Below are 12,801 nucleotides of genomic sequence, written 5' to 3' on the forward strand. Positions count from 1 at the left end.
GTTAGCCGACTACACCGCCGACCTGCTACTCGCCCGCCCCTTTGCGAAATACTCGGCGGGCTACTCCCCTGCCTGCCGCCAACCTCGACGAATATCCTCCACAATTCGAGGATGAGCAAGTGTCGACGGTTCCAATTGTTGCGGACCGTTATCGGCACCGAACACGGTCGCAGCCCGGGCCACGTCAGGAGTGAGGAATTTCAGCGGCGGGGCGTCGTCGTAAAGCTCGAGCGTAGGAGGCTCAGGCCCGGCCTGCGCGAGTACAAACCCCCAGTCCCCAAAGGTGGGAACATGCACGTGGTACGGAGTGGTCGACCAGCCTGCGGCGCGAATCGAACTGTCGGTGCGCCAGAAGGCCTGCGGCGTCGAAAACGGCGAACCCGACTGCACCACCAGCTTCGCGCCTGGCGCGGCCACCGTGCGGATCACCCCATAGAACTCCTGAGAGTAGAGCTTGGCTAGCACTGCGTTGTCGGGATCGGGAAGGTCTGCATAGATGGCGTCGAACTTCTGCACCTGCGCCTTACCACGTGCCTGCTCGTGGAGCCATGCGAAAGCATCCGCAGCAATCTTCTCCACTCGGGGATTGTCCAGGCTGCCACGGTTATCTTCCCGCAGCACAGTGCGGGCGACCTCGATGACGTCCGGATCCAAATCGACCTGAACAATGCGCTCGATGTTGGGCATCCGCAGCAGCTCCCGGGCAGCCAACCCATCGCCTCCGCCGAGAATCAACGCCGACTTCGTTTCTTTATCCACCGCCGGGTAGACCAGCGACTCGGTGTAGCGGTACTCGTCACGACTGGAGTACTGCAATCCCCCGTCGAGATAAAGCCGCCGGTCCCCGCCAAATCGAGTGACGACGATGTCCTGATACTTCGAGTGCTTGGCGAAAACAATGGGCTGGGCGTAGAGCGACTGCCGGGCGGTCGCCTCAATGTCCCGGATTCCGGCCAGCAACGCTACCAACCCAACCAGTGCCGCGACGAGGGCGGCGACAGATGCGACCAGTGCCCGGCGGGTCAACATCTGCTTCAGTAGCAGCGCGGCGATTATCAATGCCGCGGTGACGTTAATCAGTCCAGCGATGGCAGTGGCCTTCAGCATTCCCACTGTAGGCAGGAGCACAAACGGCCAGATTAAACCGCCGACCAAGGCTCCGAAGTAGTCCGCGGCGTTGAGATTCGCCAGCACGCGACCGGTGTCCTCTGCGGAGGACGTCCGACCGGTCTGCAGAAGTGTCATGAGTAACGGCACCTCGGCGCCAACCAGCGTTCCGATTATGAAAGTGGCAGCGACCAATGCTCCGAGGCTCTCACCTGTAACCGAAAACACCCAGTACAGGGCGGTTGCGGAAACACCACCGAGCAAACCCAAAGCGCACTCGATACCGAGGAAAGACACCGCGGCACGGCGCACAAACGGTTTCGCCGCGACGGCACCAAAACCCAGTGCTGCGACATAACCGGCCACAATCAGGGAATTCGCAACGACGTCACCGCGGCCAAGAGAAGCCGACAGCGCCAGTAGCGCCAGCTCATAGACCAGGCCGCAGGCAGCGCAGGCCGCCACAGAGCCCAGCAGGAGAGCCCGCCAGCGCCGGGAAGTCGTGGTGGTCTCCATCTATGACAGCGCCACCGCGTTAATCACACCGATAACGATGAAGGTGGTCGCCGCCAACGCCGCTCGGGGGCGTACTTTCGCGTCCATCACGACATCACGGAAGCGCCCCGGAATCAGGGCTTCCAGCACCAGCAGCGATGCTGCCTGCAGCACAATGCCGAGGGCACCGTAGACGAGGGTCTCCCCCAAGCCAATCATCAGGGCGTCGTCGGATGCGCGGATTACCGAAACGACAATGCAGGCCAGCGCAATCTGCTGCGAGCCCGCTATCATCGCGGCGCCCGCACGGTTTTCGAGAAACACCAGGTCGCGCAGTTTCCCAGGGGTAATCAGATCAAGGACAATGAATCCGACTACAAGCACTAGGGCACCCGCAAGGAAGTAACCGATGGTGGCCGGTACTCCGACGGCCAGATGCTCGCCCACTGTTGACTGCGCTGTCTCTGATGTCTCCGACTGCGCCGTGAGGATAGCCGTCCCGGTGGTGGCCATGTACGTTACTGGTCCCATGTTTATTTCGCTCCTCCGAATGATCCGGCCGATCCACCCGAACCGCCAGAGGGGGCGGAGGGACCGAAACCGGGGCCGAGATAGATGAAGTGCCCACCCGAATAGCGGCCACTAAGTGATTCTCTGGTTATCAGGCACGTGTCCTTCGACCCTGCCTCAGAGGTCTGACGCGAAACGATGAACAGGTGCTTCTTCGTCCTCAGGTACGCCGCCCCGCCATCTTCGTTGTAAGCCTGTGGCTTGATCTCTTCTTTCAGCTCACGCCCCACCTCAATGGGGTCGCGGTCGCCACAGGTCCAACGTCGATCAATTCCGCTGCTGACCTGCGTCGCAGATGCTGCGCCGGGCGCGGACTGATAGCGCTCGCTAATCCTCTCTTCCGCAGATTTCCCGCCGACGAAGAAACCGACCAGCGTGACCATAATGCCGACAACGATCAGTGCGTAACCAATACTTCCGCGTCCCATAGACTCAGGAACCTCCCTTTACGCGGTCTGCCTCAGCCCCATGGTTACCAGCAACGGCAGTCCAAGTATTCGACGTCCACACGAGCTGCCCCGGCGGGTAGCCGTGCCACGTATCCCAGCGATACCCCTGCTCAATCGGCTCAGCAGACAACACAGTCAGCGCGCCGGGAGAACCGGGAAACTCTGCGACGACCGAATGGGGATGCCCCGCTCCGAACTCACGCTGTAAAGCATTTGCGCGCTGAGCGAAGGCTTCTGGCGAGAGGTTCTCCACACGAGCTTTCACCATCACGCCCGCCCCACTCAGGGGCACACCGTGTGTCGCAGTACAGGAAATCTCCTCGGTAAAGCACGGGTTCTTCCGCTTACCGACGAAAACCACATGCGACGCTCCGAGGACACCGAGCGTCAGCGGCGGTGTTTTGCCGTCGGGGTGTGAGATAACCGCCTCGCAGAGGGTGTCCGGGACTTGGCCGTCAAAAGCAACGCGGAGTTGCTCCGCAGCGGTGTCTTTGAACGGCACATCTAGAATTGCCAGCGACATAGCGACCGTCACTAGCGATTGTCCGTGTCCGGATTATGGTCCGGCGCTGCCATAACATCAATCTCACCGGGAAGAATCCTAATACCGGTGGATGCCTCCCACATCGAGTCACCGTAGCGTTCCAGTCCGAGCAAGCGACCGTCACCGGACTTGTAGTCGACGAAGTCCGTAGCCCCCTCGGGCGGCAGCCCAGTGGTGCCAATCGCGGTGTAGCGGGCGGCCCCCCGCTCTTCCTCCCAGTACTCCACACCGTCGACAACGATGGGATTAGCTGGTTCGAAGCTACCTGGAAGCTTGCGCCACCAGGTGAGGATGACTTCACCCTCATCTTCCTCAACGCCGAACCAAGAACCATCTGCCCCACCGTCGACGAGATGTTCCCACCAGCGGAACGGTCCCTGAGAGAGCTCAAGTGATCCGCGCACAACATGGGAGGCACCACCGTAGTTCAGGATTGCGCCCGGTGCGACAGAGGTTGGGCCGTACTTGCGGTACTCATCGGTCATCAGTGGATCGACGAAGCGCTCCCGATCAGACCCCGGAACCTGAGTATTCCGACGCGCTACAACAACGACGATGACTCCGATGACAACGAGGATGATGCCGATTATGACAATGCTGTTCACTAGGATTAATCCCATCGATAGTGTGGTGGCGCTGAGAAAACGCCCGATTACTAACTTTCTACCGAATACAGTCGCGGCGCGTCGTCGAACATTATTTTCGTTCGAGACGCGCCGCGATAGGTCTACGCGCTAATCCGCGCGTTTTTGCTTAGCTCCTTGCCAAGGGCAACCTACACACCAATCTTCTTGCCATCAGTGCGTACAACCTGAACGACTGCCGGGCGTGGCTGCTCCTTGCCACCATCCGGCCAGTGCGAGGTCGGGTTGGTGGTCGGGTCCGGGTTGTCGCCGACCGGGTGCCCCTGATCCGTCTCGATTTCGCCCGGGTGCTGGACGTTGACCATAACGCGGTTGGAGAACACCTGCGGACCACAGGTCTCAGCAGCAACCGGAACAGTCAGGAAGCACTTGGTCTCACCACGACGCTCGCCTTCGACAGCAACGGCGAACAGGCCGTCGTTGGAGTCCAGGGCGTTGCCGTCTGTGGAAACCCACAGGTTGCCGTACTCGTCGAAGGTGACGTTGTCCGGGCAGGAAATTGGCGAGACCGATTCCTTGTCGAAGCCACCGAAGTAGGTGTAAGCCTCGTTCGGGTCACCGCAGACCAGCAGAAGGTTCCACTTGCCCTTGGTACCAGCGTGGTCATCTTCCATCTCCAGAACAAGGCCATTCTTGTTCTCGGTGATTGGTGCCACCTCAGTCGCACCCTCATAGGGGCGCCCTGCGCCATCAGTCTTCTTGGCGGCCTTGTTGTCCTGGGTCTTGCCAGAGCTATCCGGGCTCGCCTTACCGCGGTACTTGTTGTTGGTCAGCGCCGCGTAGACCTTACCGGTCTTCGGGGACGGCTCGATATCCTCCGGGCGATCCATGCGAGTCGCACCGACCTTGTCACCGGCGATGCGGGTGTAAATGCAGACCTCTTCTGCGGTCATGCCATCAACGTGGGACTCGTGCTTGCCGTCTGCCTTGGCGGTCATCAGCGGAAGCCACTCAATGTCACCGTCGAAACGGCCGTCCTTCGGCAGCTCACCGGAGCCGTCAATCTCGGACTCGGAATTACCGTTGAACTTACCGACGTAGAGCGTGCCCTCGGACAGAATGCCCATGTTGTGCTTGAGGTCGCCTTCCTTAACCTTGCGGGAAGAGACGAACTTGTAGATGTACTCGAAACGCTCGTCGTCGCCGGAGTAGCACACAACCGTGCCGTCATCGGTGACGTAAATCTGACCGGCTTCATGCTTGAAACGGCCCAGTGCGGTGTGCTTGACCGGGATGGAGTTCGGGTCAGATGGGTCAATCTCTACCAGCCAGAAGAAGCGGTTCGGCTCATTCGGCTCCTTGGAGACATCGAAGCGGTCGTAGTACTTCTCCCACGCGCGATCGGACAGCTCTTCATTCTTGACCGAGTAGCGCTTGAGCTTCTTAACTGTGTCCTCGTCCTTGAGCTTGCCAACGTTGCCGAAGTACTGGTCGACGTTCTCCTCGCCGGACAGGTAGGTACCCCACGGAGTAACACCACCGGAGCAGTTGTTCAAAGTTCCCTCGACCTTCATACCGCTCGGGTCAGCCTTGGTCTTCAGCAGATCGTGACCAGCAGCCGGGCCGTCAACTGTGAACTCGGTGAAGCCAGTGATGCGACGGTTACGCTTGTCGCTCAGGATCGGCTTCAGGAATCCCTTGTCATCCTCTTCCACAGCAAGGATGGTCTGACCGTGGGCAGCCAGTCCGATGTCGACCTGCTCCTTAGTGGCATCTTCCTTCTTGTAGGCACGGAACATCATCGGCTCGGTGGTGTACTCGTGCGAGCAGACGTACAGCAGTGTGCCGTCTTCAGCCTTAATCAGGCCAGCGAAGTCATTGTTGAAGCCGAACTGCTTCAGCTGGTTTTCCGGAGTCTGCTTGTCAAAGTCGAACTCCGGGCCACCTTCGTGGATTGGGTCGCCCCAGCGAATCAGAACATTCTGCTCGTAGCCGTCCGGGATAACGACTGCGTCTTCCGTGTTCGGCTTAACGGCGTCGAAACGCATACCCTCCGGCGATTCGCCCTTGCTACCGTCACCGGCAGCAGTGGTACCGGAGGCATCGGAGCCACCTGCGGCACTGCCCGAATCATCAGAGGAGCAAGCGGCCAGCACGGCGCCACCGCCGACCGCAAGAGCACTAGCACCAGTGACCTTCAGTGCAGCACGACGGGAGAATGCGCGCTGGGAGAATGCCTGCTTCGCAACATCACCGAAGTACTGGTTGTCAGAGAACTCATTCGGAGCATCGTCAGCACAAGCATTACCACACTTGTAAGTGCAGGTCAGGGAGCTGCGAGAGGTAGCAAAAGGATTTGTCAGCAGATTCTTGCCAATACGAACCACGGGGGAGACCGCCTTTGTATAGCTTCGACTAGATGAGGAAATGGAAAACTAAAACTTTTAGATCCTCTAAGAAGCTAAGGACGCTGCGTTACCTTTCGGTTTCTAAAGATCAACTCGCCAATGAGCTTTAGTTGACGGTCTAATGGCTTACAATTTAACGCTAAGTAAACACCCTGGTGTCGTGGTTTTCCGGCTCGACCTTCTCTCCACCCACGCAGTCGAAACCCAGCTCTGCGGGCTACGTGGACTAGCCCTGGTTCTCCGGGCTACGCGGATTCTTCAAATCAGAACCCTCCGGCACATCCGCCGGGTCGTTGCCACTTTCCAGAATCTTGTTGTCCTCATCGACGAAGATGACATTCGGCTTGTACGTACGCGCCTCAGCGTCATCCATCATTCCGTAGCCGATGATAATAACCAGATCACCCGGCGATATCAGACGAGCGGCGGCACCATTGATGGAAATGATGCCCGAGCCGCGCTCTCCGGTAATGCAGTAAGTAGTAAGCCGGTTGCCATTATTGATATCGACGATGTCGACGGCTTCACCTTCAAGCAGGTCGGCCGCTTCCATCAAATCAGCGTCAATCGTGCACGATCCAACGTAGTGAAGATCAGCCTGAGTCACCGTGGCGCGGTGAATCTTGGACTTCAACATAGTGCGAAACATGAAAAAGGTAGGTCCCTTCCTGGATTTGTCCCCTGGATGCTTGCCTACCGCGGCACCCCTTAGCGTGGCAGGTTATGAGTCGGCACACTATAATACGACAACTTCCCAGCCACGAGAAACTACTTCTAAAAGCCGTCCTACTCGCTGTCCTGCTCAACGCCAAAGCCAGCGTTCTTCAGAGTTTCTCTGCTGGACTCATCTTTCAGACGAGCATCTCGAGCAGCACGAACCTTTTCCTGCAGCTCAGCCAACTCAGCGGCCTCTTCCTCAGTCAATTCGCCGTCCAGCCCCGCCGCCGACAGAGCCGCCGACGCAATTTCGGCGTCCTTCTGCCCGAGCTGCCCGAAACCGTTTGCCGAATCCGGGCGCGGCGCACCCAGAATCAAGCCAACATTATCAATGAGACGAGTAGTGCCGACCTTCGCAGCAACCAGCAGGCGAGCTTCAGTCTCCTGGCCGTCGCCGCGCAACGCCTCGTCGGAAAGCGGGGCGAGCGCAGCGTCACGCAGCTCCAAGTAATCCAACTCGACTTCAGGCTGGCTGGCGAGCACACCACGCGCGGTTTCCAGCACAGCATCCGCACCACGGTCCGCGACAAAAGCACCAGCAGTCAGCGCGGCGGACAGGGTTACTGCGAGATTGCGCTGCTCCTCGGACAGATAGCGGTTGCGGGAGCTCATAGCCAACCCGTCGGCCTCGCGAATCACCGGTACACCGTGCAACTGCACCGGCATATTCAGGTCAGTGACCATCTGCTGCATCAGGCACAGCTGCTGGTAGTCCTTCTCACCAAAAACGGCATCAGTGCAGTTGGTGATGTTGAAAAGCTTGTTGACCACCGTCAACGCACCGGCAAAGTGCCCCGGGCGAGTAGCACCTTCGAGCTCCGAAGCCAGCGGCCCCGGCTGCACGGTCGTGCGGAAACCGTTGGGGTACATCTCCTTCGCGTTCGGCGCAAAGACCAGCTCAGCACCGACAGCGCGGAGCTTCTCAACGTCTTCCTCCAGAGTCCGCGGGTAGGCGTCAAAGTCCTCCCCCTCACCGAACTGCAGCGGATTGACGAAAATCGACACCACCACAACAGCGCGCGGCAGCGTCTTCGCGGCCTGTACTAGTTCAAGGTGCCCCTGGTGTAGCGCACCCATCGTAGGTACGAGCACCACCGGCCGCCCGGTCTTCCGCAACGCACGGGTGACCTGCGCGATTCCCGCAATAGTCTTGTGAACAGTTGTCTCTCCGGCGGTATAACCCGTCATGTTTCCTCCGCGTTCAGATCTACCGGACCAAACTTTTCGCCCGACGGCAATACCTTACGCCACATCCCGGATGACCAGAACAGCCAGTCCGCTCAGCTCATCGGCGTAGGTACCGCAAAACCTCGTTGGCGCCGCGCAGCTCGGCGATGCGCTCGGCAAGAGCCAGGTAGGCGGTTCCCATTTCCGGTGCCACCGCTTCAATTTCACGTTCGTGCTTGACGACGGTCCCAAGGTCGTCCCGCGTCACCGGGCCAGTCAGCCCCCGGGAACCCCACCTCAAGGCATTGTCCAATGAAGCTTCCAGCAGTGGACGGAGCAGCTCGGCGGCCTGGCCTCGACGCAGCTCAGCTAGGTCGGTGTCTTCGGCTGCTGCGTCTCCGCCGATAGTGGTTGCCAGCATTTCTACTGCATCGACCACAACTGCGCCCAGACCGTTTGAGCCGTGGGCCATAGCCGCGTGATAAAGGCCGCGGTGACGTTCGTTGATGAACACCGGACGACCGCCGAGTTCACCAATGAGCAGTTCACTGACTGTTTTCGCGAGCTCATCCCCAACAGTGATACCCCATGGGCAACCGGTCAGGAGCTCGGAGTCGTCGTCAAGCCCTGCGAATGTCATTGCGGGATGGGCGGCGATGGTCAGCGCGCCGGTGAGTGCGACCGGATCGAGCACGGCACGCCCGAGGGAACCAGAAGTATGCATGACGATGCGTCCGGGGCCGACATGGCGGGCGACTTCCTCGGCGACCTCTGCGATGGCGCGATCCGGCACGGCGATAACGATGAGCTCGCAGGTGGAAGCTGTGTCGGCAATGCTACTAACCTGTGCGTTCGGGAGACGTAGATGCGCTCGTGTGACAGATTCTGGTGAGCGCGCGACCACGTGAGTGACACGATGCCCACAGTGCTCTAACGCCTGGCCGAGCGCGACCCCGACTTTTCCGGCAGAAATAATCCCCACCGCCAACCGCGGAGCGGTTGTCCGATGGGGATGGGAATCATGCTGGCTTTGCGTCATGACTGACTAGGTTAGACCAAACCAGCTATGTGCAGTGAGTAGGCCGCGCATACTCGGTAAGCGACTAGGCCTCTTCGTCCTCGCGCTGCTCCCTCTTCTTGCGCATCTGCGCCATCAGCTCGGCAACCGTCAGGCTGCCCTTGTTGTCCTCAGCACGGCGCCGACCGTGGCTTGCAGGCTCCTGCTCAGGAGCCTGAGCCGGTTTCTGAGCTGGCTCTTCTGCGAGGTCCTCATCGCGAATGGCCTGCAGCTGGCGAGTCGGAGAGTCCGAGGCATCGTCCGATTCCGGCGCAGCGAATGGGTGCCGTGCACCGTGTGCCTCGTGAGCACCGCCCTGAGAATCATCCTCTGCGGCGTCCTCGGCCGGGGTTTCCTGCCAGTTGATGGCGCGGAAAGAGTTAGTGGAGAACTTCTCCTTGGAAACGGCTTCGTCATCCTTGGAATCGGCGACTTCGTGGACGTCAACCGGCTGGCCAGACGGCGAGAATGTACGGCGCATGTCGGTAGCCTCGGCGTCTTCAACCGGCGAAGCGGAGGAAGCGGAGCCCGTGCCGCCGTGCTGGGTATGAACGCCAACAGTGCCGTTAGCGGTCATCTCAGCGCGGTGGGAAGTCGCGCGTGGTGTCGGCCGGTCGTGACCGGTCGGATCCTTCATCGGCGAGGCCTGCTGTGGCGAGTCGAGCTCACGCAGACGCTCGGCCTGGGCGCGAAGAGCAACCTGCTCGTCGTCGAAATCCTCCCCCATGAACTCAGCAAGCTGGGCACGCAGTGCAAAGACCTCAGCGCGCAGCGCCGCAATGTTGTCATCGTTGTTACCCTCAAGCGAGTCCAGGTAGTTCTGCTCGAGAATCAGCTCCTGCTCACGGTGAGTAGCCAGCTCGCGGTCAAGCTCCACCTTGTGCAGTTCCTCGATTGTCTCCAACCGCTTGCGCTCCAGCGCAATGGTCTTGCGGTATCGAGTCACCAGCACAGCCCCGATAACTGCCGACCACAACGCCAGCAGCACGGCAACCTTCATCCACCCGGCAGAGGAGGCAAAGAGCATGACGATACTGGCAATCACCGCGAGCATCAGCAGCACAACCATGAGAATGACGGCGGTTTTCTCCGTCATACCATCGGTAGAACTGAATTTCGTCACATCATTGCTCTGCTCATCTGCATATGCCGCATCAGCCCCGGAGTTAGCCCCAGCGGAGTAGCTTTCGAAAGCCGAAGAAGGCGACGGAGACGGAGACTCGGCCATATCCGACGAAGTAGCTGCCGCGTCGCCCTGAAAATATGCGGCATCACCCGAGCGCTTCGGGTCATTACCGGCGTTGGAGAGGTCAGTCATAACTCCCACCCTACCGAGTTAGTTCCCATTTCCCCGCTAGGAGGCGAAGAATTTTCGCCATCAGTTGGCAATTGGCAAACTTTTTCCAGCCACAGCCCCGCCGCAGCGAGCAAAATGCCGGATACTGTGCCGACAATCATGATCGGCCCGTCGGCCTGTGCAGCCGCAAGCTCCGTCCACTTCGGCAAAGCCCACAGCACGCCACCGGCGTACAAACCTCCGAGAATCGCCCCCAACCATGCGGATGCCGTACCGACCACCAGCCATCGCGACAACGTTAACGGCTGCACCTGGCTGCGATCCTGCCCGACCTTCCCCTCTTTCAGCACCGACTTAATCCACCGCGCTGCCGCCACACAGACAGCTGTGAGCAACCAGGGAAACCCCAGGTCCCACCAACTTCGTGGCCCGAGCGCACCGAAAAACTGTGCCACGATCATCCATGACGCCAGTGCGAGAACCAGCGCAGATGCAGCCAACGTAATCGGTGAGGTCGGTTTCATCTCTAGGCCTCTTCTCCATCCGCGCTGTCTGCTAGACGCACTGCGTTTACGTCTTCAGGTGCCAGCTTATCGACGAGTGCCGCGACCCGAACTCCCCCCAATTCGGCATCCGGGTCGGCATCGAGCCACGGCACCAGTACAAAGGCACGCTCGGTTGCCCACGGATGCGGCAGGGTCAGAGTCGAATCGTCAGAGATGATCTCCTCGCCGGTGTCCTTGTCGATGACCTGCACAATGTCCACGTCGAGCGCCCGTGGTCCCCAGTGAATTTCGCGCACTCGACCAGCGTCATTTTCCAGTTTCCAACCAGCTTCCAGCAGCTCCATTGGTGTCCGGGACGTATCGACAATGAGCACGGCATTGAGGAAGTCACCCTGCTCTACCCCACCCCAAGGTGGGGTGGCATAAATTTTTGAGGCTGCGACCAATTCATCGGCGAAGAAGGCCTGCACACCAGTTAGGTTTTCTCGCGCGCGGTCCATGTTCGCGCCGATAGAAAGAACGGCGCGAATCATGCCAACCGCTTCTTCCGCGAACGGCGGGCTGTTACCGCAGCGTCATCAAAGTCGAGCGGAATGGGCGCATGCGGTTTGTGAATGGTTACTTCCACCGCATGTAACAGTGGGGACAATCCGCGTTCGGCGCGGCCATCGTCGTCGGCAAGCACTGCTTCGGCAATCTCGGTCGCGACGGTTTCGATGAGGTTGCGCGGAGTGCCGGTCAAAATTCCGTGCGCTGTGGCTGCGATGTCGGCGTAGTTGACGGTGTCGTCCAGCTCGTCGCTGGCAGCGGCACCGGAGAAATCCAACCACAGGGTGACATCACAGATGAAGTCCTGGCCATCGCGGCGCTCGAAGTCGAGACAGCCGTGGTAGCCGCGGGCTTTCAGACCTTTGAGTTCAATGCGATCAGCCACTGTTTCTACTCGTCTCCTTCCAGAGCCGCCTCGGCTGGCGATTCAGCAGGAGACTCATCGTGCTGTGCAGCGCGGTTAGAGCCACCTTCCGGATAGTCGCCGGCCGCGGTGTAACCGGTCAGTGAGCGGCCAAGGTTCCATGCCTGCGCCACCCGCACTGCGTCGAGGTTGTCGGCCACATTGTGAACTCGAACCGCCCATGCGCCCGCCGCTGCGGACAGCGCGGAAATTGCGGTAGTCGCAGCATCAGCCTGCTTTGGCGCGCGAGCCTCACTGCCGACGGCGGCGGCGAAACGCTTGCGGGAGGCACCGACCAATACGGGGAAACCGAGGTCAATAAGCTCCGGCAGGCCGTGGAGGAGCGCCCAATTGTCATCGGCGTTTTTGGCAAAGCCCAGGCCTGGATCCAGGACAATATTTTCCTCGACGATGCCGGCGCCCATGGCACCGTCGACAAGCTGAAGCAGGTGCTCACGGACATCGGCGACAATGCCGTCCGGGTGAGTTTCGGCGCGTCCAGAAGCGGAGCCGAAGCGATCGGTCTTCCAGTGCATCAGGCAGATGGGCACATCGGCATCGGCGCAGACTGCGTACATGTTGGGGTCTGCGAGACCGCCGGAGACATCGTTGATGAACACCGCGCCCTCGGCGATTGCTGCCTCTGCGACACTTGCGCGCATAGTATCGACGCTGATCAGGTGCCCGTCTGCCGCGAGCTCACGGACCACCGGCACGACTCGGGCAATTTCCTCATCCTCGGAAACGCGGTGTGCGCCGGGGCGAGTGGACTCGCCACCGATGTCGAGAATATGTGCGCCTTCAGCGAGCAGCTCGTGCGCATGGGCAATCGCCGCGTCGAAGGTCTTGTACAGGCCGCCATCGGAAAAGCTGTCCTCGGTGACGTTGACAATGCCCATCACTTTGCAGAGCTGATTCTCGATACCCATCTCCGCCGGCTGTCCTGCC

At 60.0% G+C, this 12,801-nt stretch carries 13 protein-coding genes and 1 pseudogene; all 14 read right to left on the bottom strand.

The window, feature by feature from the left end:
* Positions 1 to 60: 60 nt before the first annotated feature.
* Entirely contained in the window at positions 61 to 1,623 is a 1,563-nt protein-coding gene (locus QP978_RS00215; RefSeq protein WP_070862568.1) for a polyamine aminopropyltransferase, read from the bottom strand.
* Positions 1,624 to 2,133: a DUF350 domain-containing protein gene (locus tag QP978_RS00220; RefSeq protein ID WP_083308211.1), complete on the bottom strand. Its 510-nt coding sequence runs from the start codon at positions 2,131 to 2,133 to the stop codon at positions 1,624 to 1,626.
* A gap of 2 nt (positions 2,134 to 2,135) precedes the next feature.
* The gene (locus QP978_RS00225) at positions 2,136 to 2,600 is read right to left on the bottom strand and encodes a DUF4247 domain-containing protein (RefSeq protein ID WP_101687905.1); all 465 of its coding nucleotides are present in this window, start codon (positions 2,598 to 2,600) and stop codon (positions 2,136 to 2,138) included.
* Positions 2,601 to 2,604: 4 nt separating this feature from the next.
* Entirely contained in the window at positions 2,605 to 3,144 is a 540-nt protein-coding gene (locus tag QP978_RS00230; RefSeq protein WP_284856713.1) for a DUF2617 family protein, read from the bottom strand.
* Positions 3,145 to 3,155: 11 nt separating this feature from the next.
* The gene (locus tag QP978_RS00235) at positions 3,156 to 3,785 is read right to left on the bottom strand and encodes a DUF4178 domain-containing protein (RefSeq protein ID WP_070601080.1); all 630 of its coding nucleotides are present in this window, start codon (positions 3,783 to 3,785) and stop codon (positions 3,156 to 3,158) included.
* Positions 3,786 to 3,940: 155 nt separating this feature from the next.
* Complete coding sequence (locus tag QP978_RS00240) at positions 3,941 to 6,136, bottom strand: PhoX family protein (RefSeq protein ID WP_284856714.1); 2,196 nt, start codon at positions 6,134 to 6,136, stop codon at positions 3,941 to 3,943.
* 247 nt (positions 6,137 to 6,383) lie between these two features.
* A complete protein-coding gene (panD, locus tag QP978_RS00245; protein ID WP_016421480.1) occupies positions 6,384 to 6,806 on the bottom strand; it encodes an aspartate 1-decarboxylase in 423 nt (140 codons plus the stop codon).
* A gap of 314 nt (positions 6,807 to 7,120) precedes the next feature.
* Positions 7,121 to 8,062 (bottom strand): annotated as a pseudogene (panC, locus tag QP978_RS00250) (pantoate--beta-alanine ligase); the annotation flags it as partial.
* Between the two features lie 97 nt (positions 8,063 to 8,159).
* Positions 8,160 to 9,080: a Rossmann-like and DUF2520 domain-containing protein gene (locus QP978_RS00255; RefSeq protein WP_070429763.1), complete on the bottom strand. Its 921-nt coding sequence runs from the start codon at positions 9,078 to 9,080 to the stop codon at positions 8,160 to 8,162.
* 64 nt (positions 9,081 to 9,144) lie between these two features.
* Positions 9,145 to 10,416, bottom strand: a complete 1,272-nt coding sequence (locus tag QP978_RS00260) for a DUF6779 domain-containing protein (RefSeq protein ID WP_070429764.1) — start codon at positions 10,414 to 10,416, stop codon at positions 9,145 to 9,147.
* Positions 10,413 to 10,919, bottom strand: coding sequence for a DUF3180 domain-containing protein (locus QP978_RS00265; protein WP_049190665.1), 507 nt, complete (start codon positions 10,917 to 10,919; stop codon positions 10,413 to 10,415). Before QP978_RS00265 ends, QP978_RS00260 begins: the two co-directional genes overlap by 4 nt.
* A 2-nt stretch (positions 10,920 to 10,921) precedes the next feature.
* Positions 10,922 to 11,434 (bottom strand): 2-amino-4-hydroxy-6-hydroxymethyldihydropteridine diphosphokinase, encoded by a 513-nt coding sequence (gene folK, locus QP978_RS00270; protein WP_070429765.1) that lies wholly within the window; start codon positions 11,432 to 11,434, stop codon positions 10,922 to 10,924.
* Positions 11,431 to 11,835, bottom strand: coding sequence for a dihydroneopterin aldolase (gene folB, locus QP978_RS00275; RefSeq protein ID WP_016421486.1), 405 nt, complete (start codon positions 11,833 to 11,835; stop codon positions 11,431 to 11,433). Before folB ends, folK begins: the two co-directional genes overlap by 4 nt.
* Before the next feature lie 5 nt (positions 11,836 to 11,840).
* Complete coding sequence (folP, locus tag QP978_RS00280; RefSeq protein WP_016421487.1) at positions 11,841 to 12,782, bottom strand: dihydropteroate synthase; 942 nt, start codon at positions 12,780 to 12,782, stop codon at positions 11,841 to 11,843.
* Positions 12,783 to 12,801: the final 19 nt, after the last annotated feature.

This window comes from Corynebacterium sp. MSK035 (assembly GCF_030232615.1).
In the GTDB taxonomy this organism is placed as follows: domain Bacteria; phylum Actinomycetota; class Actinomycetes; order Mycobacteriales; family Mycobacteriaceae; genus Corynebacterium; species Corynebacterium jeikeium_D.

Excerpts from the sequence above, each read along its gene's own strand:
- folK (WP_070429765.1), bottom strand. The coding sequence starts at position 11,434 with ATGATTCGCGCCGTTCTTTCTATCGGCGCGAACATGGACCGCGCGCGA.
- QP978_RS00215 (WP_070862568.1), bottom strand. The coding sequence starts at position 1,623 with ATGGAGACCACCACGACTTCCCGGCGCTGGCGGGCTCTCCTGCTGGGC.
- QP978_RS00230 (WP_284856713.1), bottom strand. The coding sequence starts at position 3,144 with ATGTCGCTGGCAATTCTAGATGTGCCGTTCAAAGACACCGCTGCGGAG.
- QP978_RS00220 (WP_083308211.1), bottom strand. The coding sequence starts at position 2,133 with ATGGGACCAGTAACGTACATGGCCACCACCGGGACGGCTATCCTCACG.
- QP978_RS00265 (WP_049190665.1), bottom strand. The coding sequence starts at position 10,919 with ATGAAACCGACCTCACCGATTACGTTGGCTGCATCTGCGCTGGTTCTC.
- QP978_RS00235 (WP_070601080.1), bottom strand. The coding sequence starts at position 3,785 with ATGGGATTAATCCTAGTGAACAGCATTGTCATAATCGGCATCATCCTC.
- QP978_RS00260 (WP_070429764.1), bottom strand. The coding sequence starts at position 10,416 with ATGACTGACCTCTCCAACGCCGGTAATGACCCGAAGCGCTCGGGTGAT.
- folP (WP_016421487.1), bottom strand. The coding sequence starts at position 12,782 with ATGGGTATCGAGAATCAGCTCTGCAAAGTGATGGGCATTGTCAACGTC.
- QP978_RS00255 (WP_070429763.1), bottom strand. The coding sequence starts at position 9,080 with ATGACGCAAAGCCAGCATGATTCCCATCCCCATCGGACAACCGCTCCG.
- panD (WP_016421480.1), bottom strand. The coding sequence starts at position 6,806 with ATGTTTCGCACTATGTTGAAGTCCAAGATTCACCGCGCCACGGTGACT.
- QP978_RS00225 (WP_101687905.1), bottom strand. The coding sequence starts at position 2,600 with ATGGGACGCGGAAGTATTGGTTACGCACTGATCGTTGTCGGCATTATG.